We start from the raw sequence: 23013 nt of genomic DNA on the forward strand, positions 1-23013 counted from the left end.
CTCGCGTCTGGTGGCGGGACAAATGCAAGACGCATCAGGCTGCTACGAGGTTCCCGCCAAGTTGGTCTAGGCCTCGTGCAGGGCGAGCCACGCCTTGGCCCGTGCTTCCGAACCATCGAGGTACTGCGACCTGCGCGAGCGCACCTGCGCCAGCTCTTCGGCAAGGGAGCCCTCTGTCCACGAAGCGAAGACCTGCGGGTGGATGTAGCAGCGCCGGCAGACCGCGCGGGTGTTGCCGAGGCGGGCTGCCACCTCATCGATGATGACGTTGGCGACCCGCGCCTGTTCGGTCTTCGTCGCCGGAAGCTCCGTTGCGACAAACCGGTCGAGGGCACGCACCGTGCCGGCCCAGGTGCGGAAGTCCTTGGAGGTGAAGTCCTCGCCTGCCGCCTGCCGGATGTAGTCGTTGACGTCCTGTGAGGTGAGCGGGTGCCGTGCGCCCTCCTCGTCGAGGTACTGGAAGAGCTTTTGGCCGGGCAGTTCCTGGGCACCGCGCACGATCCGCGCGATGCGCCTGTCGGCGAGCCGCAGCCGCCAGTGCTTGCCGGATTTGCCGCGGAAATCGAAGCGCAGTTGCGAGCCTTCGATATCGACGTGCTTGTCGCGCAGGGTCGTGAGCCCGAAACTCTTGTTGTCGCGCGCATAGGCGCTGTTGCCGACGCGGATCAGCGTGCGGTCGAGCAGCCAGACGACCGAGGCGCAGACCTTCTCGAAGTCGAGCCCCCGCCGCGACAGGTCCTCGTCGATCCGGCTGCGCAGCTTGGGCAGTGCGGCCGCGAAGCGCCGAAGGTTGCCGTACTTGGCCTCGTCGCGGCATGCGATCCACAGCGCATGATAGCGATACTGCTTGCGTCCCTTCTGATCGCGCCCCGTCGCCTGGATATGGCCGCCGGATTCGGGCGAGATCCATACATCCGTCCAGGCCGGGGGAATGGCGAGTGACGCGATCCGGTCGACCTCGCTTCGGTCGGTGATCCGCGCGCCGTCCGGCGAGAAATACGCGAAATACCGTCCATGCTTGCGCCGACGGATGCCGGGGTCCTCGTCCGACACATGCACCAGGGTTTCCATGCCCGGTCCGAGCTCGTCGGCACGCGCGCGATCGAAACATGCGGCACGGGAAGCGAGCAGCCTGACGGGCGAATCGAGCATGTCGGTTCCTCCAAGGCTCGGGAAATGCCTGCGCACGGCCGGAGGTTCCTCCTTCGCACTGGCAACCCCGAACCGGCCCACCGCATTGACCTCCAGAATGGAGTGCACCCATGCAACAGGACCTGGCCGCCGTTTCCTGGACCTGGATCGTCATCGCGGGAACCGTGGTGCTGGGTTTGGTGCTCGCCTATGCGATGTACCGCAGTTCCAAGGCGACACGCCGCCAGCAGGCCGAATCCGAGGCCGGCGCGCGCCGCCTCTACAAGACCGAAGGCGGCGAGCAGCGGCGCCACGTGATGACGACGCCCGTGGGGATCGCCCTTGGCCTCGTCATCCTCGTCGCCCTGGCGGCGATCATCTTCACCTTCTGGGAGGGCGGGCCGGCCGAAGTCGAACCGGCACCGACCTCCACCGACACCCCGGCAGTCGAATCGCCGGGCGGCTGAAACACGAACTCATCGGAGACCGAGAATGGCCAACGCAATGCCCGCCCAGCATCAGGACACCCAGCCCGGCCGGCAGCACGAGATGCACCCCGAGCCCGAGTTCATGCCTCTCTTCCCGGGCAGCGGGCGGCTCAAGGGCAAGGTCGCCATCATCACCGGCGGCGATTCCGGCATCGGCCGCGCCGTGGCCATCCTCTTTGCCCGCGAGGGCGCCAAGGTCGCCGTCGGCTATCTCGAGGAGGACAGGGACGCCGAGGAAACCAAGCGCCTGATCGAAGCTGAGGGTTCCAAGGCGCTGCTGGTCAAGGGCGACGTCGGCGACCGCGAGTTCTGCAAGTCGTTCGTCGAGCAGACCGTCAAGGAGTTCGGCGGGCTCGACATCCTCGTCAACAACGCCGCCGAGCAATACGTGCGCGAGGAGCTCGACAAGCTCAGTGAAGAGAGCCTGAAGCAGGTCTTCCAGACCAACATCTTCGGCTATTTCTTCATGATCCAGGCGGCCCTGAAGCACCTGAAGAAGGGCGCGCGGATCATCAATACGTCCTCGATCGTCGCCTATCGCGGCCAGCCGCAGCTGATGGACTATTCCATGACCAAGGGCGCGATCGTCGCGCTCACCCGCTCGCTTTCGGCGCGTCTCGTCGACAAGGGCATCCTCGTCAACTCCGTGGCGCCGGGGCCGATCTGGACGCCGCTGATCCCCGCCAGCTTTCCGGCCGAGGAGGTGAAGACGTTCGGCACTTCGGTGCCGATGAAGCGGCCTGGCCAACCCAGCGAGGTTGCCCCGGCATTCCTGTTCCTCGCCTGCGAGGACAGCCGCTACATGACCGGCCAGACGATCCACGTCGACGGCGGCGACTTTCCCAGCAGCTAGCCGGCGGCCTGCCTCAGGCGTTGCTCTCGCGCGAAAGGTTTGCTGAGGAATTGCGATCCCGAAAGACCGAAGCGCCATGGCGCATCCTGGTTGCGCGAGATGCCGATGCGCGGACCGACGACGAGCGGCGGCACGCTGGTCGATTGCCGCAGCTCGAAGGGCGGTCCGAAGATCGGGCGCCCGTTTTGGCCGAGATCGACACCAAGGGCCTGCGTCAGCCGCCCCGGCCCGGAGCAGAGGAGCCGCCGGTTTTCGATCCCTCGACGCTCCGCCATGACATCGAAACCGGCGGTGGGCTCGAGCGCCCGGATCAGCACCGCTGCCCCGCGACGGCAGACGAAGTTGATGCACCAGTGGATGCCATAGGAGCGGTAGACATAGACGGTGCCGGGCGGGCCGAACATGGCGGCATTGCGCGCGGTCTCGCCGTTGAAGCTGTGCGAGGCGGCGTCCGTCGCGTCATAGGCTTCCGTCTCGACGAGCACACCGCCGACGCCGTCGACGAGAAAGGTCGCGCCGATGAGGCTGGCGGCGACCTCCGCCACCGGGCGGTCGAAGAATTCGGCTGTCACGTCCACGCTGTCTTCCCGCTCGCTTTATCCAGGGTGCGCCATGCCTCTTAGCCTCGATCGCGTCGCCTGGCGACAGGTTGCGCATGTCTGCGTCGACATGCAGCGCATGTTCGAGGAGGAGACGCCCTGGCATACGCCGTGGGTCACCCGCACGCTGCCTGCCATCGAGGCGATCGTGGCGGTGTACCCGGAGCGCACCGTCTTTACCCGCTTCATCCCGCCGGTGGCCGCCGAGGCCGCGCACGGGGCATGGCAGGCCTACTACCGCGATTGGGAAGCGATGACGCGCGAACGCCTGACACCCGGCCTCATCGATCTTTGCACACCGCTTGCCCGTCACGTCCCGCCGGCCCACGTGGTCGACAAGAGCGTCTATTCGCCCTGGCTGGAAACGAACCTGCATCGGGCTCTGCGGGCAAGGAATGTCGAGACTCTCGTGATAACGGGGGGAGAGACGGAAGTATGCGTCTCGGCGACCGTGCTCGGCGCCATCGACCATGGCTACAGCGTCGTCCTGCCCGTCGATGCGCTCTGCAGCTCCGCCGACGAGACGCACGATGCCATGCTGCGCATCTACCGCAACCGGTTCAGCTCCCAGCTCGTCGACTGCACGAGCGCCGAGGTGATGGACATCTGGCGGCGCGAGGGGTGACGAGCACGTCAGTGCCGCGTCACCAGCTGCAGCGCGATCGCGCACATGACGACCCCGATGATGAGGTCCAGCACCCGCCATGCCGCGGGGCGAGCGAACAGAGGCCGCAGCAGCCGCGCTCCGTAGCCGAGCGAAAAGAAGAAGCAGAAGGAGGCCGCCACCGCGCCCGCCGCGAAGATCGCCTCCTCGCCCGGATACTGCGTCGAGATCGATCCGAGCAACAGGACCGTGTCGAGATAGACGTGCGGGTTGAGCCAGGTGAAGGCGAGGCAGGCGAGAAGCGCGCTCGTGAGGCTCCCCGGCGCCTCGTTCGAGGGAACCAGTGAGCCGCCCTTGCCCAGCGCCGATACGAACGCGCGAAGGCCGTAGGCAATGAGGAACGCGGCGCCGCCATAGCGCAGCACCGTCTCGATCCATGGCAGGGCGGTGGTCAACCTGCCGAAGCCTGAGACTCCCGCCGCGATCAGCACGGCGTCCGAAAGTGCGCAGGTCAGGCAGACGGCGAACACGTGCTCGCCGCGCAGCCCCTGTCGCAGCACGAACGCGTTCTGCGCGCCGATCGCGACGATGAGGCCGAGCCCCAGCAGGAATCCCGGAATGAATGCCGTCGTCATGCCGCCTCCGAAAGTGGAGGCGTTTGACTAGTCGGTCGCTTGTGATTAGTAAAATTAAATATAATGAAGCAAGTTTAGCTACACTAATGATGGATTATGCACATCTGGCCGCGCTTTCGGCAGTCGTGCGCACCGGCAGCTTCGAGAAAGCGGCCGAGCGCCTGAACGTCACGCCCTCCGCCGTCTCCCAGCGCATCAAGCTCTTGGAGGAACGGTTGGGTATGGTGCTGGTGGTGCGCGGCCAGCCCTGCACCGCGACCAGCGCAGGACAGCGCCTCTGCCGCCATTTCGAGGAGGTGGGCCTGCTCGAAACGACGCTCGCCGAGGACCTCGGCGGTTCCGTACCGGCCGGCGAGCCGGCGCGCCTGCGCATCGCCGTCAACGCCGACAGCCTCGCCACCTGGTTCATCGACGCCATGGCCGGCGCAGGGGAGGGGCTGCTCTTCGATCTCGTCGTCGACGACGAGGGTCACAGCGCCGAATGGCTGCGGCGCGGAGAGGTCGGCGCGGCAGTCACCGCCAATGCCGGGCCGGTGCAAGGGTGCAGCGTGCGTGCGCTCGGGGCGCTGCGCTACCTGGCGGTGGCAAGCCCCGGCTATGTGGAGCGCTGGTTCCCTGACGGCATCGCGGAGGACGCGCTGCGCCGAGCGCCCTGTCTCGTCTTCAACGCCAAGGACGAGCTGCAGGCGCGCTGGGTGGCCGGAGTGACCGGCCGGCAGATCGCCATGCCCGGCCATTGGCTGCCGGCGACGCAGGCCTTCGTCGATGCCTCGCTCGCCGGGCTCGGCTGGGGCATGAACCCGGAAGCGCTGGTGCGACGGCATATCGAGGAGGGGCGGCTGGTCGAACTCCTGCCCGGCCGATCGCTCGACGTGCCGCTTCATTGGCAGTGGAGCCGCTCGGTCGAGCCGGTGCTGAAAAAGATGACGGCCGCGGTGATGACCGCGGCCGCCAGATGGCTCGTCGAGCCCGGTGAGGCTATTCGGCCGGCACCACCTGAGGGCGCGGAGCGGTCGAAAGGGCGACCGCGCCGAGCGCCATGATGCCGGTGAAACCGATCGCGTAGGCGACACCCATATTGTCGACCAGCAGCCCGCCGACGACCGCGCCGGTCGCGATCGACACCTGGAAGAGGACGACGATGAGGCTGCCGGCGCCTTCGAGGTCGTCGGGCGCTGCCCTCGCCACGCCCGTCTGCAGGACGATCGGCCCCGCCCCGAACGCAAAGCCCCAGATGGTGGCAAGGCCCGCCGCCGGGATGAGTTCGGCGCCGAAGAAGGCGAGGCCGAGAGCCGAAAGCCCCATGAGGATGCCGACGGTCGCCAGTCCCATGCGCTGGTTGCGGTCGGCAATGGCGCCGCCCACGAGATTGCCGAAGAAGTTGGCGACGCCGAAGGCGAGGAGCGTCATCGCGACCCCGGCAGCCGACATCTGAGTCACCTGCTCGAGGAAGGCGCGCACATAGACGAAGCCGGCGAAGTGTCCGCCGGCGACCAGCAGCACGGCGAGGAGGCCGAGCTGCACGCCGCGCCGGGTGGTGAGGCGGAGAATGCCCATCAGATTGTTGCCCGCAGCCGTGGGCAGGCGCGGCAGCGCGAAGACCTGCAGTACCGTGGCGATGGCGGCCGCGCCGGCGGCAAGGAACATGGCCGTCCGCCAGCCGTAAAAATCGCTGACCAGCGCGCCGACCGACGGAGCGGCGATGGTGGCGAGCGACACGCCGACGAAAATGATCGACATGCCGCGTCCCATCGCGCCGATGCCGACCAGCCGCGCAACGACCGCCGAAGAGAGCGACCAGAAGCCGCTGAGCGCCACGCCCAGCGCCGCGCGGGCGATGAGCAGCATGGTGAAGTCGGTGGCGTAGGCCGCGAGCAGGTTGGCCGCGACCGTCAGCATGCTGAGGCCGATGAGCACCAGCTTGCGGTCGAGCCGGCCGATGAGAATGTTGGCAAAGAGCGCCGCGATCGCACCGACGACGGCGGTGGCCGTCACCGCCTGACCGGCAAGGCCCTCGCTGATGCCGAGATCGGCGGCCATGGGGGTCAGGAGTCCGGCGGGCAGGAACTCTGCCGAGACGATGGCGAAGGTCGCAAACGACATGGACAGTACCGCCAGCCAGATGCCAAGCGGCCAGCCGCCCTGGGCGGCTTGGGGGGAAGAGGACGAGTTGAGACTCTGCATGGATAATCTCCGGGAGGGGGCGCGCAAGCTAGCCCGTCCCTGCCGGAGGATTAATGACAAAAAATCCCTATTACGTGATCATTCGTCCGGAAGTGGCGTCTGCCGCGCCGCCGCCGCGCCGCCACTGACCCGGTGGCGTCCCGACGACCCGCTTGAACGCACGGCTGAACGAGGCTTCCGATTCATAGCCGAGGCGCAGCGCCGCCTCGGCGACGGTGAGATGGTCGCGCGAAAGCCATTCGCCAGCGACCCGCATGCGCCAGCGCGCCACATAGCGGCCCGGTCCTTCCCCGACGACGCTCGCGAACTTCTCGGCGAAGGCCGACCGGGAGAGGCCGGCGACGCGCGCAAGGCTCTCCACCGTCCAGTCCTCTCCGGGGTCCCGATGCACTACCGCCAGGGCCCGGCCGATCTGGGGATCGCGAATGGCGGCGAGCCAGCCCTGCGCCGTCTCGCAGGCGCCCTTGACCCAACAGCGGATGACACGCGCCACCAGCAGGTCCGCAAGCCTGGCAAGAACCGTAGCCCCGCCGAGTTGCGAGAGAGTCACCTCCTCGCTCATCGCTTCGAGGAGCGTTGCGATGACCCGGTCCCGCGCCATCACCTCGCAGCCCCGTATGACCTGCGGCATCAGGTCGAGCAGGGGATGGAAGGCGTGCGCCTCGAGCGACATGCTACCGCAAAAGAGCGTCGTCTTTTCACCCTCGCCGGCCTCGGTGAGGCAGTAGACGATGCCGCCGAAGGAATCGAGCCGGCTGGGATCGATCGGCTTGCAGGGCGACTCTGGCGCGCCGGCCAGCTCGTGGGGGATGCCCTTGGGCAGGAGGACGATGTCGCCCTCGGCCAGCCGCATCCAGCCTCCAGCCTGCGTATGCAGCCAACACGTGCCACTGCCGACGAAATGGAACCGCGCCTGCGGCTGCTCGGGGAAGTGGACGCCCCAGGGTTGGGCCATCTCGTAACGGCCGTAACTGACCCCGGTCATGCGGAAGTCCTGCAGGACTTCGCTCAGGGGGTCGAGCGGGAGGCGGTTGGGAGCGTCGGACGATTTATCAAGCATTGCGCCATTCTATCACCGAAACGCTCCCGAACCAGCCCCGTCTCGCTCATACCGCGATTGCATAGGCGAAGGCGGCGAGGGCGAGGAACGCGGCGATCGCCCGCACGTGATTCCAGAAGGTCCACTCGGTGAGGTAGCGGCTCCAGTACGCCTGGCCTTCGGTACTTTCCGGATTTGCCTTGGCGAGCACTTCGTTGCGCGGCACGTTGCGAACCATCGTCACGCCGAAGGTGCCGATGAGATAGAGGAGCCCTGCGAGCGCCATTGGCCATCCCTCCGCACGGCCCGGATTGATGCCGCCGAGGACGATGGCGGCAAGGCTCAGCACCGCCATGCCGAGGAAGACCCCGAGGAAGATCGGCACCAGCACGGTGACGTTGATCTCCTGCATCACCCGCATCCCGCTCTGCGGCGGGACGCGGGCCAGCGCCGGCATGATGCAGAAGGAGAACACGTAGAACATGCCGGCCATCAGGCCGCTGCCCAGCGCGCCGACAAAGGCGAGCGTCGAGATCCAGTCCATTTCAGGCCTCCCTGTTCCAAACGCCGGTGGCGGCGGTTTCGCGGACATATTGGGCAAACGACCTGGGCTCGCGTCCCAGCGCCTGCCGCACCCCGTCCGCGACGGCGACATTGCGGCCGTCCAGCACTTCGGTAAAGAGTTCGATCTCGAGGTCGATGAACACCTGCGGGACGCCTGCGGCGTGGAGCCCGGCGGTGAAGTCCTCGATCGCCATCTGCTCGAAGCGGATATCACGACCGGCGGCCTGGGCGATCTGCTCGATCGCTGTCTCGAACGTGATCGCCTCGGGGCCGGTGAGCTCGTAATACTTGCCGGCATGCCCCGCCTGCGTCAGCGCCGCGACGGCCACGTCGGCGATGTCGTCGGCATCGACGAACGGCTCCGGAACCGGTCCCGCCGGCAGCCGCACAGTGTCTTCGAGCAGCGCTTCGAAGAGGAAGCCCTCGCTGAAGTTCTGTGCGAACCAGGCGCAACTGAGGATCGTCCAGTCCGCGCCGCTGGCCTTCAGCATCTCCTCGCTTCGTTGCGCCTCAGGCTCGCCGCGTCCCGAAAGCAGCACGAGCCGCTTGACGCCCCTGTCGAGCGCCAGATGCACGAACGCCTCGATAGCCTCGGGCGCGCCGGGGATGGTTAGGTCCGGATAGTAGGTGATGTAAGCGGCCGATGCGCCCTCGAGCGCAGCCGGCCAGGTCTCCGGCCGTTCCCAGTCGAACGCCGGCTGAGCACTGCGCGAGCCGATGCGCACCTGCCTGCCGAGCGCCGTCAGCCGCTCGGCCACGCGTTTCCCCGTCTTTCCAGTGCCGCCGATGATGAGGATCGGGGCGGTCGTCTCTGTCGTCGCAGTCATCTTCGGTCTCCTTACTTAGAAACGTGAGCGTTCCTCACATTTGCAAAATGTGATAAACCCTCATATTATGGTTGTCAACAGGAGTTCGAACGTGACGACTATGACGCAGGCCATGCCCTCCCAGCCGCGCAAGCTGCCCAGCCAGCAGCGCAGCCGCGAGCGGGTGGAGCGGATCCTCGCGGTGGCGGGCGACCTCATCGCCGAGCGCGGCAGCGACGCGGTCAAGATGAGCGATATCGCCGATGGGGCAGGGGTTTCGATCGGTTCGCTCTACCAGTACTTTCCGGATAAGGGCGCAGTGATCCGCACGCTCGCCGAGCGCTACAACCAGATCGGGCGCGAGTGCGTCGAACGCATCATGGTCGACGTGGCGAGCCTCGATGGCCTCGCCGAAGCCCTCAAGGTTGTGGTCGACGAGTATTACGGCATGTTCCAGGACTATCCGGCCACCCGCGACATCTGGTCGGCGACCCTCGCCGACAAGGCGCTGCGCGACATCGACGCCGAGGACACCAGGGCGCACGCCGCCTTCCTCGAAAAGGTGCTGCGCAAGGTTGGTGTCGAAGGCGATGGCACGGAGCTCACGAGCTATGCGCTGCTCGTCATGTATCTGCTCTGCGCCACGGTGCGTCTTGCGATCACCCTCCCGGACGACGAGGCGCGCCGCGTGCTCGATGGCTACAAGGTCATGGCCGCCCGCGACCTGCTGGCGAAGTTCGCCGCCTGACCCTTGCGCGCGCCGGCCGCTCTGCCTATGTTGGCCGCCTTATGCAAGGATCCAGGCCGATGAATTCGCCCACATGCTTCGTGCGCATCCGTCCTTTCGCGGCGTTCTGCCGCTAAGGTCCGAGCCCGAGCTCCCTCCAAGCTGATCTTTCGGAGCCTCAAGGCTCGCACCGTGAGTGTGCGCCCGAGCCCTTCATCGTGCTCGCAAGGCCATCCGGGCCACCGCAGGACGTCCGCGCTTCTTCTTCCCTAACCCCCGCGAGCCGGAGAAGACGCATGAGGACATTTCCGTGCATACGAAAAATCGCAACCGGACCAGCCGCAGCTGGGACGGCGTGGCCGACTGGTATATCGGCTGGTCGGGTGCAGAGGGCAGCCGGCACCATAAGAGGCTCGCCATCCCGGCATTGATGGAGCTGCTGCAGCCACGCCGCGGCGAGGCGGTCATCGACATCGGCTGCGGAGCAGGCGCGTTCGCGTCAGCCGTTCTGGAGGCAGGCGCCGCCTATACCGGCGTTGATCTCGGCCAGAAGCTCATCGCCCACGCCCGCCACCACTATGGGGGCAAGGCCCGGTTCCTGGTCGGCGACGCCACGCGCCTGCCCGCCATGCCGCAGCTGCGCCCGGCATCCTTCGATGCCGCCGCGTTCCTCCTCAGCATCCAGGACATCGATCCGCTCGAGGACGCGCTCGCCTCCGCCGCCTGGGCGCTGAAGCCCGGAGGGCGGCTGGTGCTGCTGATGACGCATCCCTGCTTCCGCATCCCCCGCCAGAGCGGCTGGGGCTGGGACGAGGGGCGGCGTCTGCAGTTCCGCCGTGTCGACCGCTACCTTACTCCGCTCGCCGTGCCCATGCAGGATTACGGCGAGGCCGGGCGCGGCACCACCCGCAGCTACCACCGGCCGCTCGAGGCCTATGTCTCGGCGCTCGCGGCCAACGGCCTCGCCGTCGACGCGCTGCGCGAGGTCTCGGGCGAAGACCTGGCGCCGAGGAACGAGCCGAAGGCCATGCGGCTGGCGCGCGAGGAGATACCGCTCTTTCTCGCCCTGCGGGCGATCAAGAGCTGAACGCACCCGGGCGGCGATCCTGCGGGATTGCCGCCCGCGGCGCAAAGCGCGGGAAATTCGCCGCTTTCCCGGTGTTTGCAATTTGCAAACATGGATGCCCGCAACTATTGTGCCGCAAATTTCGGCATACCCATCGCAAAGGCCCCCATGTCCAACGACAACATCTTCCGCGAAGTCGACGAAGAACTGCGCTCCGATCGCATGCGCAGGCTCTGGCGGCAGTTCGGGCCGTTCGTGATCGGCGGCGCGATCGCCGTCGTCCTCGTCGTCGCGGTCAACGAGGGCTGGCATTGGTGGCGCACGTCCAACGCGGCCGGTTCTTCCGATCGGCTCTATGCCGCCTTCGACCTGGCGGACGGCGGCGACATCGCCGCGGCCCGCACCGCGCTCGACGAGCTGATCGCCAATGGCTCGGGCGGCTATCCGACCCTGGCGCGCTTCCGCTCGGCCGGGCTCCTGGCCGAGAGCGGCGATCGCGAAGGTGCGGCGGCGGCCTACGACGCGCTGGCGACGAGTGAATCCAATCCGCGCCTGCGCGAGCTCGCCCTGCTGCTCGCGGCGAACCAGCTTGTCGATACCGCCACGCCCGCCGACGTCGAAAGCCGTGTCGGCGGCATCGCCGTCGAAGGCAATCCGCTGCGCAACGCCGCGCGCGAGGTCATCGGCCTCTCCCAGTATCGGGCGGGCGACATGGCGGCGGCGCAGGCCGCGTTCGAGGCCATCGTCAACGACCCCCTGACGCAGAACAGCCAGCGCCAGCGCGTCAGCTTCTATCTCGCCCAGCTTCTGGCCGAGGGCGCCATCGATCCCGAGGCGGAACCCGCGCCGGCGGACGGGAGCGAAGCTACGCCCGCTCAAGAAGAAGCCCCGGCGGCCGAATAGCCCGCCGCGATTGTTGAAGAGCCGACCGGACACGCCATGACCGTCACCGTTGCCATCGTCGGCCGGCCCAATGTGGGCAAATCGACCCTCTTCAACCGGCTGGTCGGCCGCAAGATCGCGCTCGTCGACGACACGCCGGGCGTCACCCGCGACCGGCGCGAGGCCGAGGGGCGGATCGCGGAGCTGCGCTTCCGCGTCCTCGACACCGCCGGGTACGAGGACGTGCGCGACGGCAGCCTCTGGGACCGGATGCGTCAGCAGACCGAGATTGCGATCCGCGAGGCCGACGTCCTGCTCTTCATGATCGACGCGCGCGCCGGCGTCATGCCGCTCGACGAGCGCTTCGCGCAGGTGCTGCGCCGCTCCGGCAAGGACGTGCACCTCGTCGCCAACAAGGCCGAGGGCCGTGAGGCGCAAGCGGGCCTCGTCGAGGCGTTCAAGCTCGGCTTCGGCGAACCCATCCCGCTCTCGGCCGAGCACGGGCTCGGCATGGCCGACCTCCATTCCATCGTCTCGCAAGCGATCGATCGCGCCGAGGAGGCCAAGGCCGGCCACGAGCCCGACGCCGAGGCGATGCCGCAGGTCGATGTCGACATCGATGAGAGCCAGCTCGAAGGCGAGGGCGAGGAAGCAACGCTACGCTGGAATCCGCGCCGTTACCTCAACGTCGCCATCGTCGGGCGCCCCAACGCCGGCAAGTCGACCCTCGTCAACCGGCTCGTCGGCGAGGACCGCGTGCTGGTCGGCCCCGAGGCCGGCATCACCCGCGATTCGATCCTCGTGCCCTGGGAGTGGCAGGGCCGCGTCATCAATCTCGTCGATACCGCCGGCATCCGCCGCCGCGCCCGGGTGACCGAGAAGCTCGAAAAACTCGCCGTCGGCGATGCACTGCGCTCGATCCAGTACGCCGAGGTGGTCGTGCTGATGCTCGATGCGACCATTCCCTTCGAGAAGCAGGACCTGCAGCTTGCCGACCTCGTCGAGCGCGAGGGCAGGGCGATGGTCATCGCCGTCAACAAGTGGGACCTCATCGAGGACAAGCCCGCGACGCTTTCCGCCCTCAGGGAAGCCTGCGAGCGGCTGCTGCCGCAGCTGCGCGGCATTCCCCTCGTCACTCTCTCGGGCCTCACCGGGCGCAATCTCGACAGGCTGATGGACGCCATCTTCGAGATCGAGAAGGCCTGGAACGGGCACGTCTCGACGGCGCGGCTCAACCGGTGGCTCGCCGGCATGGTCGAAGGCCATCCGCCCCCGGCCGTCTCCGGGCGGCGCCTGAAACTGCGATACATGACGCAGGCCAAGACCCGGCCGCCGAGTTTCATCCTCTTCGCCTCCCGCCCCGAAGCGCTGCCGGCCTCCTACCAACGCTACCTCGTCAACGGCCTGCGTGAGGCGTTCGACCTCGTGGGCACCCCCATCCGGCTATGGGTGCGCGCATCGAGCTAGAACCCCTACGACGATCCGGGCAAGCACTAACCCGATACTGGGGCGAAGGCCCCCGCACCCGGCGCTTGCGCCGACCTCTCCCCCTGGGGGAGAGGTGAGGAAGGCATCGCAACCAGGGAGCCCACCACCTCTCCCTTAGGGGAGAGGTCGCCCGAAGGGCGGGTGAGGGGGCTTGACGTTCCTCGCAACCACCAAGCCGTAGCACCGTCTTTTCCCACACCCCAAAAGTTTTAGTGCTACCCCATAGCGTAGTGCCCGGGTTTGCCCTAACAATCGTGGAGTCCGAGCGACCCGATGCTGAGTGCGGGGCCGCACATATCATGGAACTCTCTTGTTCATCGAAATCGCTATTGTCGTCATTCTGACGCTGGTCAACGGTCTGTTGGCCATGTCGGAACTGGCGGTTGTTTCTTCACGCCCTGCGCGGCTGCGCGTCCTGATCGATCAGGGCAACAAGGGCGCAGCCACCGCCCAGCGCCTTGCCGACGATCCGGGTAAATTCCTCTCCTCGGTGCAGATCGGCATCACCCTCGTGGGCATCCTCTCCGGCGCCTTCTCCGGCGCGACCCTGGGCTTGCGCCTCACCGGGTGGCTGGCCTCCGTCGGCGTTCCGAGCGGCATCGCCGATGTGGCCGGTGTCGGCGTCGTGGTCGTCCTCATCACCTATCTCTCGCTGATCCTGGGCGAACTGGTGCCCAAGCAGCTGGCGCTGCGCAATCCCGAGCAGATGGCCGCGCGTGTCGCGCCGCTGATGGCGTTGATCGCCACGGTCGCCGCGCCCCTCGTCTGGCTGCTCGATGTGTCGGGCAAGACGGTCCTGGCGCTGCTCGGCCAGGGCGGCAAATCCGAGGACTCGGTCACCGAGGAGGAGGTGCGCTCCGTCATCGCCGAGGCGACAACCGCCGGCATTCTGGAACGCGACGAGCACTCGATGATCGCCGGCGTCATGCGCCTTGCCGATCGTTCCGCCCGCGGCCTGATGACGCCACGGCTTGACGTCGACATCATCGACCTCGCCGATCCGCCCGAGGAGCTGCGCAAGACCGTCGTCGAGACCCGCCGCTCGCGCCTGCCGGTGCAGGATGGCGACGCCGATTCGATCATCGGCGTCATCGCGATCAAGAACCTCGTGCAGGCCTTCGCCGCCGGCGAGAAGATCGATATCCGCCGCTATGTCGAGGCTGCGCCCGTCGTCATGGATCACACCGACGCGCTCGACGTCATCAAGGCGCTGCGCGCCTCGACCGTGCACACGGCGCTCGTCTTCGACGAATACGGGCACTTCGAGGGCATCGTCACGTCCGGCGATATCCTCGAGGCCATCACCGGCGTCTTCCGCGAGGAGGACGAGGAGGAGCCTGCGCTCGTCAAGCGCGAGGACGGATCGTTCCTCGTGGCCGGCTGGATGCCGGTCGACGAGTTCAGCGATCGCCTCGGCATCTCGATCCCACGCGACGCCAAGTACGAGACCGTCGCCGGCTACATCCTCTCCCTCGTCAATCACCTGCCCAAGGTGGGCGAGACGGTGGACACCGAGGACTGGCACATCGAGGTCGTCGACCTCGACGGCCGCCGCATCGACAAGGTGATGATGCGCCGGATCGGGGCGGAATAAGAAAAAGGGGCGCGATGCGCCCCTTTTTTAGGCCCTGTTGCCGGTCCTCAGAGCTCCGAGAACCCGCCCTCGCGCACGTCGTAGAGCTTGCCGGTCTCGGCGAGCGCGGGCGAGATCAGGTCGACGAGCTTCGGAGCGATCTCGGCCGGTTGCGGCAGCGTTTCCGGGTTCTCGCCGGGCATGGCCTTGGCGCGCATCGCCGTACGCACCGCGCCCGGGTAGAAGACGTTGGCCTTGACGCGGGTCTGCGCCATCTCGGCCGACCAGGATTTGACCATGGCGTCGAGCGCCGCCTTGCTCGCGGCATAGAGCCCCCAATAGGGCCGCGCCGAGCGCGCCGACGAGGAGGAGACGAACACCGCCCGGCCCGCCTCCGACTGGCGCAGCAACAGGTCGAGCGAGCGGATGAGGCGATAGTTGGCGACGACATTGATCGTCATCACCTTCTCGAAATCCTCGGGCGAGACGTGCGGCAGGGGCGAGAGCACGCCGAGCATCGCCGCATTGGCGATCAGCCCGTCGAGCAGGCCCCAGCGCTCGAAGATCGCCGCGCCCAGCCGGTCGATGGCGTCGCCATCCTTGAGGTCGAGCGGAACGAGGGTGGCCGAAGAGCCCAGTTCCTGGATTTCGTCGTCGAGTTCCTCGAGACCCCCGACCGTGCGGGCGACCGCGATGACGTGCGCGCCGCGGCGGGCGGCTTCCAGCGAAGCCGCGTATCCGATCCCCCGGGAAGCGCCTGTGACCAGGACGACCTTGCCCTGAAGATCCTGTTGTTCTGGCATTAACCGGCCTCTTTGAGCAGCGAGATTTGCTTGGGCTCGTTCTTGGAGCGCCCGTTCAAATCCGTCAACTGCGTCGGGTAGTCGCCGGTGAAATAATGGTCGGTGAACTGCGGGGCGAGCGGGTTGCGCTTCTCGCCGCCGACCGCCTCGTAGAGACCGTCGATGGAGAGGAACTGCAGCGAATCCGCCCCGATGAACCGGCACATGTCCTCGAGGCTGCCATACTGGTTGGCGAGGAGCTTTTCCGGATCGGGCGTGTCGATGCCGTAATAGTCCGAGTGGAAGATCATCGGGCTCGCGACGCGGATGTGCACCTCGCTGGCGCCCGCCTCGCGGATCATCTGCACGATCTTGACCGAGGTGGTGCCGCGCACGATCGAATCGTCGACCAGCACCACGCGCTTGCCCTCGATCTCGGCCCGGTTGGCCGAGTGCTTGAGCTTGACGCCGAAGGCGCGGATCTGCTGGGTCGGCTCGATGAAGGTGCGTCCGACATAGTGGTTGCGGATGATGCCGAGCTCGAACGGGATGCCGCTCGCCTGCGCGTAGCCGATGGCCGCGGGCGTGCCGCCATCCGGGACCGGCACGACGACATCGGCTTCGACCGGCGCTTCCTTGGCGAGGTTGATGCCCATGCGCTTGCGCGCCGAATAGACGCTGCGGCCGGCGACCACCGAGTCCGGACGGGCGAAGTAGACGTACTCGAAGAGGCAAACGCGCTCGCGCCGCTTGGGGAAGGGCTTGAAAGATTCGATGGTGATCGAGCCGTCCGCCTGGATCTCGCAGACCACCACCTCGCCATTCTCGACATCGCGCACGAACTTGGCGCCGATGATGTCGAGCGCACAGGTCTCGGAGGCGAAGATCGGCTTGCCGTCGAGCTCGCCCAGCACCAGCGGCCGGATGCCGTTGGGGTCGCGCGCGCCGATGAGCTTGGTGCGCGTCATGGCGATCATCGCATAGGCGCCCTCGATGGCCCCGAGCGCGTCGATGAAGCGGTCCGAGGAGGAGGTGCGCTGCGAACGGGCGATGAGGTGCAGCACCACCTCGGTGTCCGAGGTCGACTGGCAGATGGCGCCCTGCGCGATGAGGCGCCGGCGCAGCGTCAGCCCGTTGGTCAGATTCCCGTTGTGGGCGATGGCGATGCCGCCGACCTCGAGCTCGGCAAAGAGCGGCTGCACGTTGCGCAGGATCGTCTCGCCGGTCGTCGAATAACGCACATGGCCCATCGCCATGTTGCCGGGGATGCGCTTCAAGGTGCCCGGGTCGGTGAAGTGGTCGCCCACCAGACCGAGCTGGCGCTCGGAGTGGAACTGGCGTCCGTCGAAGGAGACGATGCCCGCCGCCTCCTGGCCGCGGTGCTGCAGGGCATGCAGGCCCAGCGCCGTTAGCGTCGCCGCCTCCGGATGGCCGAGGATACCGAACACCCCGCACTCCTCGTGCAGGGTGTCGCCATCGAGGTCGTCCACGATGCTCGGGTGTCGGTTCACCGAACTCTCCATTCCAAGTCTGCCCTCAACAGCAGTCTCTGTGGTCTAGAAAAGCGCTCCCGCTGGAAAAGCCGATATCACTTTTCCGGTTCGAAGACGCGGTAAACTAAAGTTCAAGGCATCCCGCTCGGTTTCAAGCGGGATGCCCTTGCCTTTCGATGCGCCGTGCTCACGCGCCGACGTTGGCGTTCGGCGTCGGCTCCATGTTCTGCGGCTCGGGCAGGGGCGATCCATCTTCGGTCGAATCGGTGCCCTGGTCCAGCGGTCCCTGCGGATCGGCTTCGTCCTCGGTGATCCCGGTGCCGCCGCGCAGCACGCGCGTCACCTGCTCCTCGAGGTTCTCGGGCAGCATGGAGATGAGCGTATCGCCCATGTTGCGCAGGTGCGGCAGGCTCTGACTGTTGGCCGCCCACGGCGGCAGGTTGTTGGGCAGGAGCCAGAGGCCGAAGATCACGACGACGATGGCGATGAGGAGCCCGCGCAGCACGCCGAAGACGAAGCCGAGCGTACGGTCGAGCGGCCCGATGCGGCTGTCGACGACGAAATCGGCGATGCGCATGGTGATGAGGTGGAGAACGATCAGCGAGACGATGAAGGTGACGACCACCGTCGCCACGTCCGCCACCACCTGCTCGGCGATGTATTCGCGCGCGATCTCGGGATGGTACTGCCACATGTAGATGGCGATGGCGGCCGAGCCCGCCCAGGTGGCAAGCGACAGGATCTCGCGGGTGAGGCCGCGCGCGGTCGCCAGGATTGCCGAGATCAGCACCAGAATCCCAACGCCCACATCGAAAGCAGTCAGCATGTCAGAAGAGCCTGCCCAATTCGTTGCCAAAGTCTTGCTGCCGGACGTTTAGCGGCTTTGCGCGGGAATGCCAAGCGGTTGGGCGGATAGGTCGACAGCATCGCACATCATCCTTCACCACAGATGATCGTCGATGCCGAGGGCGCGGGGATAGCTTTTGGCTACGCCTCCTCGCGCACCTGGCCTCCAGCCGCGATGCGCCCGACGAGCTCGGCAAGCTCGGAATATTCGGTGACCTCCAGGTCCCGCGTGCGGTCGGCGGCGCTGAGGCGTCCGGTCGAGACCGAGCGGAAGCCGAGTTTTTGCGCCTCGCGCAGGCGCAGCGACGCGTGCACCACCGGGCGGATGCCGCCTGCGAGCGAGATTTCGCCGAAATAGACGGAATCCGGCGGCAAGGGCGAGTTGGTGAGCGAAGAGATGAGCGCGGCCGCAACCGCGAGGTCCGCGGCCGGCTCGTTGATCTTCAAGCCGCCCGCGACATTGAGGTAGATGTCGTTGGCCCCGATCCGCACGCCACAGCGCGTTTCGAGGACGGCCAGCACCATCGAGAGCCGGGAAGAATCCCAGCCGACCACCGCCCGCCGCGGCGTGCCGAGCGGGGAGGGGGCGACGAGCGCCTGAATCTCGATGAGGATCGGGCGGGTGCCCTCCATGCCGGCAAAGACCGCCGAGCCGGCCGCGCCCTCGTCGCGCTGGTCGAGGAAGAGGGCGGACGGATTGGCGACCTGTTTCAGGCCAAGCGCCGTCATCTCGAAGACGCCGATCTCGTCGGTCGCGCCGTATCGGTTCTTGACGCCGCGCAGGATCCGGAACGTGTGGCTGGAATCGCCCTCGAAATAGAGCACGGCATCGACCATGTGCTCGACGACCCGGGGACCCGCGATCTGCCCGTCCTTGGTCACGTGCCCGACGAGCACCACGGCCGCCCCGGATTTCTTGGCGAACCGCGTCAGCGCCTGGGCGGACGTCCTGACCTGCGTCACCGTGCCCGGCGCGCTCTCGACCCGGTCGGTCCACAGGGTCTGGATGGAATCGATGATGACGAGGTCCGGCGCATTCCCATGCTCGAGGGTCGCGAGGATGATTTCCACGTTCGTCTCGGCCGCGAGCAGCACCTCGGCTTCGCCGAGTCCCAGTCGCTGCGCGCGCAGCCGCACCTGCGCCACCGCCTCTTCGCCTGAGACGTAGACGACCTTGCGCCCGTGCGAGGCGAGCGCTGCCGCCGACTGCAGCAGCAGCGTCGACTTGCCGATGCCCGGGTCGCCGCCGACGAGCAGCGTCGAGCCCTTGACGAATCCGCCGCCGGTCACCCGGTCGAGCTCGGCGATGCCGGTCATCACCCGCGCCGCGCTCTCGGTCTCCCCGGCGAGCGGCACCAGCTGAGTCGGCTTACCGTTGGCCTTGGCCGATTTCGGCCCGGCGCCGACGCCTGAATCGACCAGCTCCTCGACGATGGTGTTCCATTCGCCGCACGAATCGCACCGCCCGGCCCAGCGCGCCGAGACGGCTCCGCAGTTCTGGCAGACGAAGGAGGATCGGGATTTGGCCAAGGGCAGGCGTCCTGTTCCGTGGAATCGAACGCAGGCTAGCTTTTCGCGCTCATGCGTTCAAGAACAAAACACGAACTTTGGTCTACCAGTGGTGATGCAGGATAGCTGCTACCGTCTCGTCCACATCGAGCTCGGATGTATCGAGCCAGAGTCCGATCCGCGGCGTCTCGTTGGCCAATGCCTGTGAGAGCACCTCGGGCGGGAAGCCGGGAACGTATCCGGTTTTGGCTCGGGCGGCGTCCCGCTCGGCCAATGTTTGCGGGTTGGGCGCGAGGACGACCACGCGCGGCGCGAGGTCGGCCAGCCGATCGACGGCGGCCACGAGATCCTGGCCGATCAGAATGTCCTGGTAGACGACGGCGAAGCCGGCGGCGTGGTAGCGCCGGACGACATCGGTCGCGATCTCCTGCCGCAGGGTCAGCTGGGCCCGCGCCTCCGCGTCGAGAACCGGCCCCATGACGGCCGCCCCTTTGACGATCATGCGCAGGAAGGCGTCGCCGCCGACGTGAGCGGATCTTTCGAACCGCTGCACCAGGGCTTTGGCGACAGTGGATTTGCCCGCCGCCATGGCGCCGGTGATGATGTAGACGGGGTTCATTGCTGAGGCGTGTCGCCGGCGCCGCTGACATAGTTGCGCGTGTAGCGCCCCTTCATGGCGGTCAGCAGCTCATAGCCGATGGTGCCGCAGGCGTCGGCCTGGTCGTCGACGCTGATGTGAGGACCGAAGACCTCGACCCCTTCGCCGGGCGCCGGCAGGTCGGGACCGAGGTCGGTGATGTCGACGATGGTCAGGTCCATCGAGATCCGCCCGATCACCGGGCAGAGCTTGCCGCGCAGCCACACCTTGCCGCCGGGCCGCGAATTGGTGCCCGAGAGCGCGCGGAAGAACCCGTCGGCATAGCCGAGCGAAATGATGGCGAGCTTGCTTTCGCGCCAGAGGGTGAATGTCGCGCCGTAGCCGACGGTCTCGCCGGTGCGGCCTTCCTTGACCTGCAGGATCGGCACGTGGAGCGTCGCGACGTTCGCCATCGGGTTCTTGCGCCCGCTGACCGCCCGTCCGCCATAGAGCGCGATGCCCGGCCGCACCATCTGGAAGTGATAGTCCCGCCCGGTCATCAGCCCGGCCGAATTGGCAAGCGAGGCAGGCACCTGCGGAAAATGGGTGAGAATCGACTGGAAGAGCGCCAGTTGCGTGCGGTTCTTCTCGTGGTTGGGCTGATCGGCGCAGGCGAGATGGCTCATGATCATCTGCGGCGAAAAGCCGAGCTGCTCGATGCGCTCGCGCACCGCGATCGCCTCGTTGAGGCGAAAGCCCAGCCGGTTCATGCCCGTATCGAAATGGAAGGCGGCGGGGAACGCCTCGTTCCGCTCGATGCACTTGGCGAGCCATTCCTCGAGCATCGCCATCGAGGAGAGGACGGGCATGAGGCGCTGGCGCACGTAGAGATTGGCCGCCCCCGGATAGAGTCCGTTGAGCACGAAGATATGCGCCAGCGGCAGGGTCGCGCGCACGGCGAGCGCCTCGTCGACCGTGGCGGTGAAGAAGAATTGCGCGCCGGCGGCCGAGAGCGCCTTGACCGATTCGGGGATGCCCATGCCATAGGCATCGGCCTTGACCACGGCCGCCGTCAGCGCGCCCGCCGAAACGGTGTCGAGCGCGCGCCAGTTACGGGCCAGGGCCCCGAGATCGATGGTCAGCTGGCCCCCAAGACCCGTCGTGACTGCGGCCATTCCCGCTTATTTCATCCTATTCCATACGTTCGGGCAGATAGTCTGCCCGGGCGAGATTGCCGAAGCGGGTGAACTGTGCCTCGAAGGAAAGCGGCACCGAGCCGGTGGGGCCGTGGCGCTGCTTGCCGATGATCACTTCGGCGACGCCGTGCACCTTCTCCATTTCTCCCTGCCAGGTCAAATGTTCCGGCGTGCCTTCCTTGGGCTCCTTGTTCTTGAGGTAGTACTCCTCGCGATAGACGAACATCACCACGTCGGCGTCCTGCTCGATGGAGCCCGATTCGCGCAGGTCCGCAAGCTGCGGGCGCTTGTCGTCGCGCGCCTCGACCTGACGCGACAATTGGCTGAGCGCGATGATCGGCACCTCGAGCTCCTTGGCGAGCGCCTTGAGCGTGGTGGTGATCTCGGTCAGCTCCTGCACGCGCCCCTGGCTCGAGCTCTTGGCCGAGCCCGAGAGCAGTTGCAGGTAGTCGACGACGAGAAGGTCGAGGCCCTTCTGTCGCTTGAGCCTGCGGGCGCGCGCGGCGAGCTGGCCGACGGAGATGCCGCCGGTGTCGTCGATATAGAGCGGGATGCGCGCCATCAGGTTCGAGGTGTCGACGAGCTTGTTGTACTGGCTGTCGTGGATGCGCCCGCGCCTTATGTCGGAGGACGAGATGCTCGCCTGCTCGGCCAGGATACGCGTGGCGAGCTGTTCCGAGCTCATTTCCAGGCTGAAGAAGCCGACGACGCCGCCGTCGACGGTCTTGTTGTGCCCATCCGGCTGCACCTCGTTGCGCCAGGATTTGGCGACGTGGAAGGCGATGTTGGTGACGAGCGAGGTCTTGCCCATGGCCGGACGTCCGGCCAGCACGATGAGGTCCGAGCGTTGCAGGCCGCCCATCTGCCGGTCGAGTTCGGTGAGGCCCGTGGCGATGCCCGAAAGCCCGCCGTCGCGCTGGTAGGCCTCGGCGGCCATGCGGATGGATTCGGTCAGCGCCGCATTGAACGGCTGGAAGCCGCCGTCGTAGCGGCCCTTCTCGGCGAGCTGGAAGAGGGCGCCCTCCACCTCCTCGATCTGCTTTTCGGGCGGCTGGTCGACCTCCGAATCGTAAGCGGTCGAGACCATTTCCTCGCCGATGAGGATGAGCGCCCGCCGCAGCGCCAGGTCGTGCACGGCATGGCCGTAGTCGGCCGCGTTGATGACGGTCGTCGCCTCCGAAGCCAGCCGCGCCAGATATTGCGGCATGGTCATGTCGGCGGTCAGCGCGTCGGGCAGGTGCGTCTTGATGGTGATCGGGTCGGCGGACTTGCCCGCGCGGATGAACTTGGCGCAGACCTCGTAGATCTCGCGGTGGATCGGCTCGTAGAAGTGCTCGGGCTCGAGGAAATCCGAGACGCGGTAGAACGCCTCGTTGTTGACGAGGATGGCGCCCAGCAGCGCCTGCTCGGCCTCGATGTTGTGCGGGGCGAGACGGAAGGATTTCTCCTCTGCCGTCGGGTGCAGCCTCTGAACCTCCGCCATTCTCGCCCTCTCCAAACCTTAACGTTCTTTAACCACCAGGCCCCGGCAAGTCGACGCCCACGCGTCCGCGCGGGACTGCGGTGCATGGGTGCCTGTGAACACCGGGCAAATCGGGGAACGCCGAATCACAGCGTTGCAGATCTTCATGGCCGGGGCAGGGCGATTCGGCCAGATGGCTTTTCGCAGGCGCGCGCAAGAGCCGCCCGGCCTTGTGGCCTGCGGTTGAAGGTGGGCGGCAACGGGCGGGCTTATACCCGGGGACCGAAGCTTCAAAAAGGAAAGGTGGGCTTTCACCCGCCCGTTGCACGGGGATTTCTTGACCGGGGCGACAAGAGACGGCCCAGCGATGTCTTTGCGCTGTTTGGGATGACCGCCCGTCCTCGCCACTTCGGCCTCTGCCGGGGCGACCCCCGGCAGACACCCGCTCCCAGAACCCGGTGGCAGATGAGACGGTCCCGTGGCCACGAGTGAACCGCCCGACCTGCCAC

Annotated in this window: 22 protein-coding genes and 1 pseudogene; 9 read left to right on the forward strand and 14 right to left on the reverse strand. The window is 66.9% G+C overall.

The features are described from left to right. Positions 1-66: 66 nt before the first annotated feature. Positions 67-1071, reverse strand: coding sequence for a DNA topoisomerase IB (locus tag VE25_RS05765; RefSeq protein WP_046107669.1), 1005 nt, complete (start codon positions 1069-1071; stop codon positions 67-69). Between the two features lie 191 nt (positions 1072-1262). Between VE25_RS05765 and VE25_RS23745 the strand changes: the two genes are divergently transcribed. Continuing rightward, positions 1263-1598: a hypothetical protein gene (locus VE25_RS23745; protein ID WP_046107641.1), complete on the forward strand. Its 336-nt coding sequence runs from the start codon at positions 1263-1265 to the stop codon at positions 1596-1598. Between the two features lie 19 nt (positions 1599-1617). After that, positions 1618-2472 (forward strand): annotated as a pseudogene (locus tag VE25_RS05775) (SDR family oxidoreductase); the annotation flags it as partial. On the opposite strand, the gene VE25_RS05780 reads toward VE25_RS05775, so the two are convergent. After that, positions 2469-3044 carry a DNA-3-methyladenine glycosylase gene (locus VE25_RS05780; protein ID WP_152664518.1) on the reverse strand — a complete coding sequence of 192 codons (576 nt, stop codon included), beginning with the start codon at positions 3042-3044 and terminating at the stop codon, positions 2469-2471. The pseudogene VE25_RS05775 and the gene VE25_RS05780 sit on opposite strands and share 4 nt — an antisense overlap. Before the next feature lie 40 nt (positions 3045-3084). Here VE25_RS05780 and VE25_RS05785 point away from each other — a divergent pair, with 40 nt between their 5' ends. Further along, positions 3085-3696 (forward strand): cysteine hydrolase family protein, encoded by a 612-nt coding sequence (locus tag VE25_RS05785; RefSeq protein ID WP_046107644.1) that lies wholly within the window; start codon positions 3085-3087, stop codon positions 3694-3696. An 8-nt stretch (positions 3697-3704) separates the two neighbouring features. Here the strand turns inward: VE25_RS05785 and VE25_RS05790 are convergent, their stop codons facing one another. Continuing rightward, positions 3705-4310, reverse strand: coding sequence for a LysE/ArgO family amino acid transporter (locus tag VE25_RS05790; RefSeq protein ID WP_046107645.1), 606 nt, complete (start codon positions 4308-4310; stop codon positions 3705-3707). Positions 4311-4396: 86 nt separating this feature from the next. On the opposite strand from VE25_RS05790, the gene VE25_RS05795 reads away from it, so the two are divergent. Further along, positions 4397-5353 (forward strand): LysR family transcriptional regulator ArgP, encoded by a 957-nt coding sequence (locus tag VE25_RS05795; protein WP_046107646.1) that lies wholly within the window; start codon positions 4397-4399, stop codon positions 5351-5353. Here the strand turns inward: VE25_RS05795 and VE25_RS05800 are convergent. From VE25_RS05800 to VE25_RS05815, 4 genes are all read right to left on the reverse strand, one after another. Then, the gene (locus VE25_RS05800; protein ID WP_046107647.1) at positions 5289-6494 is read right to left on the reverse strand and encodes an MFS transporter; all 1206 of its coding nucleotides are present in this window, start codon (positions 6492-6494) and stop codon (positions 5289-5291) included. The two genes, VE25_RS05795 and VE25_RS05800, sit on opposite strands and share 65 nt — an antisense overlap. Positions 6495-6564: 70 nt before the next feature. Further along, complete coding sequence (locus tag VE25_RS05805; protein ID WP_046107648.1) at positions 6565-7554, reverse strand: AraC family transcriptional regulator; 990 nt, start codon at positions 7552-7554, stop codon at positions 6565-6567. A 46-nt stretch (positions 7555-7600) separates the two neighbouring features. Next, positions 7601-8077, reverse strand: a complete 477-nt coding sequence (locus VE25_RS05810) for an anthrone oxygenase family protein (RefSeq protein ID WP_046107649.1) — start codon at positions 8075-8077, stop codon at positions 7601-7603. 1 nt (position 8078) lies between these two features. After that, positions 8079-8924, reverse strand: coding sequence for an NAD(P)H-binding protein (locus VE25_RS05815; protein WP_046107650.1), 846 nt, complete (start codon positions 8922-8924; stop codon positions 8079-8081). Between the two features lie 100 nt (positions 8925-9024). Between VE25_RS05815 and VE25_RS05820 the strand changes: the two genes are divergently transcribed. The 5 genes from VE25_RS05820 to VE25_RS05840 all read left to right on the forward strand — a co-directional run bounded on the left by VE25_RS05820 (position 9025) and on the right by VE25_RS05840 (position 14660). Then, positions 9025-9651, forward strand: a complete 627-nt coding sequence (locus VE25_RS05820; RefSeq protein ID WP_052731750.1) for a TetR/AcrR family transcriptional regulator — start codon at positions 9025-9027, stop codon at positions 9649-9651. A 289-nt stretch (positions 9652-9940) separates the two neighbouring features. Further along, the gene (locus tag VE25_RS05825) at positions 9941-10717 is read left to right on the forward strand and encodes a class I SAM-dependent methyltransferase (RefSeq protein ID WP_201776046.1); all 777 of its coding nucleotides are present in this window, start codon (positions 9941-9943) and stop codon (positions 10715-10717) included. A gap of 147 nt (positions 10718-10864) precedes the next feature. Continuing rightward, positions 10865-11599, forward strand: coding sequence for a tetratricopeptide repeat protein (locus VE25_RS05830; protein WP_046107671.1), 735 nt, complete (start codon positions 10865-10867; stop codon positions 11597-11599). Between the two features lie 36 nt (positions 11600-11635). Beyond that, complete coding sequence (der, locus tag VE25_RS05835) at positions 11636-13045, forward strand: ribosome biogenesis GTPase Der (protein WP_046107652.1); 1410 nt, start codon at positions 11636-11638, stop codon at positions 13043-13045. Between the two features lie 331 nt (positions 13046-13376). Continuing rightward, positions 13377-14660: a hemolysin family protein gene (locus VE25_RS05840; RefSeq protein ID WP_083988745.1), complete on the forward strand. Its 1284-nt coding sequence runs from the start codon at positions 13377-13379 to the stop codon at positions 14658-14660. Between the two features lie 47 nt (positions 14661-14707). Here VE25_RS05840 and VE25_RS05845 read toward each other — a convergent pair whose 3' ends face one another. From VE25_RS05845 to VE25_RS05875, 7 genes are all read right to left on the reverse strand, one after another. Further along, positions 14708-15442, reverse strand: a complete 735-nt coding sequence (locus VE25_RS05845; RefSeq protein WP_046107653.1) for an SDR family NAD(P)-dependent oxidoreductase — start codon at positions 15440-15442, stop codon at positions 14708-14710. Further along, complete coding sequence (purF, locus tag VE25_RS05850; RefSeq protein WP_244466871.1) at positions 15442-16932, reverse strand: amidophosphoribosyltransferase; 1491 nt, start codon at positions 16930-16932, stop codon at positions 15442-15444. The genes VE25_RS05845 and purF overlap by 1 nt, the downstream gene beginning before the upstream one ends. Positions 16933-17101: 169 nt before the next feature. Next, positions 17102-17740 carry a CvpA family protein gene (locus VE25_RS05855; protein ID WP_046107655.1) on the reverse strand — a complete coding sequence of 213 codons (639 nt, stop codon included), beginning with the start codon at positions 17738-17740 and terminating at the stop codon, positions 17102-17104. A gap of 161 nt (positions 17741-17901) precedes the next feature. After that, positions 17902-19290 (reverse strand): DNA repair protein RadA, encoded by a 1389-nt coding sequence (gene radA / locus VE25_RS05860; RefSeq protein WP_046107656.1) that lies wholly within the window; start codon positions 19288-19290, stop codon positions 17902-17904. Positions 19291-19372: 82 nt separating this feature from the next. Next, on the reverse strand, positions 19373-19888 hold the full coding sequence (locus VE25_RS05865; RefSeq protein ID WP_046107657.1) for an AAA family ATPase: 516 nt from the start codon (positions 19886-19888) through the stop codon (positions 19373-19375). Then, on the reverse strand, positions 19885-21021 hold the full coding sequence (gene alr, locus VE25_RS05870) for an alanine racemase (protein WP_046107658.1): 1137 nt from the start codon (positions 21019-21021) through the stop codon (positions 19885-19887). The genes VE25_RS05865 and alr overlap by 4 nt, the downstream gene beginning before the upstream one ends. A gap of 16 nt (positions 21022-21037) precedes the next feature. After that, on the reverse strand, positions 21038-22525 hold the full coding sequence (locus tag VE25_RS05875; protein ID WP_046107659.1) for a replicative DNA helicase: 1488 nt from the start codon (positions 22523-22525) through the stop codon (positions 21038-21040). Between the last annotated feature and the right edge of the window lie 488 nt (positions 22526-23013).

Origin of the sequence: Devosia geojensis, assembly GCF_000969415.1 — a bacterium.
Taxonomy (GTDB): domain Bacteria; phylum Pseudomonadota; class Alphaproteobacteria; order Rhizobiales; family Devosiaceae; genus Devosia; species Devosia geojensis.

What these genes read in the sequence shown, in the direction of transcription:
- VE25_RS05765 (WP_046107669.1), bottom strand. Translation starts at nt 1,071, where the DNA reads ATGGAAACCCTGGTGCATGTGTCGGACGAGGACCCCGGCATCCGTCGG.
- VE25_RS23745 (WP_046107641.1), top strand. Translation starts at nt 1,263, where the DNA reads ATGCAACAGGACCTGGCCGCCGTTTCCTGGACCTGGATCGTCATCGCG.
- VE25_RS05785 (WP_046107644.1), top strand. Translation starts at nt 3,085, where the DNA reads ATGCCTCTTAGCCTCGATCGCGTCGCCTGGCGACAGGTTGCGCATGTC.
- VE25_RS05790 (WP_046107645.1), bottom strand. Translation starts at nt 4,310, where the DNA reads ATGACGACGGCATTCATTCCGGGATTCCTGCTGGGGCTCGGCCTCATC.
- VE25_RS05795 (WP_046107646.1), top strand. Translation starts at nt 4,397, where the DNA reads ATGATGGATTATGCACATCTGGCCGCGCTTTCGGCAGTCGTGCGCACC.
- VE25_RS05800 (WP_046107647.1), bottom strand. Translation starts at nt 6,494, where the DNA reads ATGCAGAGTCTCAACTCGTCCTCTTCCCCCCAAGCCGCCCAGGGCGGC.
- VE25_RS05805 (WP_046107648.1), bottom strand. Translation starts at nt 7,554, where the DNA reads ATGCTTGATAAATCGTCCGACGCTCCCAACCGCCTCCCGCTCGACCCC.
- VE25_RS05810 (WP_046107649.1), bottom strand. Translation starts at nt 8,077, where the DNA reads ATGGACTGGATCTCGACGCTCGCCTTTGTCGGCGCGCTGGGCAGCGGC.
- VE25_RS05815 (WP_046107650.1), bottom strand. Translation starts at nt 8,924, where the DNA reads ATGACTGCGACGACAGAGACGACCGCCCCGATCCTCATCATCGGCGGC.
- VE25_RS05820 (WP_052731750.1), top strand. Translation starts at nt 9,025, where the DNA reads ATGACGCAGGCCATGCCCTCCCAGCCGCGCAAGCTGCCCAGCCAGCAG.
- VE25_RS05830 (WP_046107671.1), top strand. Translation starts at nt 10,865, where the DNA reads ATGTCCAACGACAACATCTTCCGCGAAGTCGACGAAGAACTGCGCTCC.
- der (WP_046107652.1), top strand. Translation starts at nt 11,636, where the DNA reads ATGACCGTCACCGTTGCCATCGTCGGCCGGCCCAATGTGGGCAAATCG.
- VE25_RS05845 (WP_046107653.1), bottom strand. Translation starts at nt 15,442, where the DNA reads ATGCCAGAACAACAGGATCTTCAGGGCAAGGTCGTCCTGGTCACAGGC.
- VE25_RS05855 (WP_046107655.1), bottom strand. Translation starts at nt 17,740, where the DNA reads ATGCTGACTGCTTTCGATGTGGGCGTTGGGATTCTGGTGCTGATCTCG.
- VE25_RS05865 (WP_046107657.1), bottom strand. Translation starts at nt 19,888, where the DNA reads ATGAACCCCGTCTACATCATCACCGGCGCCATGGCGGCGGGCAAATCC.
- alr (WP_046107658.1), bottom strand. Translation starts at nt 21,021, where the DNA reads ATGGCCGCAGTCACGACGGGTCTTGGGGGCCAGCTGACCATCGATCTC.
- VE25_RS05875 (WP_046107659.1), bottom strand. Translation starts at nt 22,525, where the DNA reads ATGGCGGAGGTTCAGAGGCTGCACCCGACGGCAGAGGAGAAATCCTTC.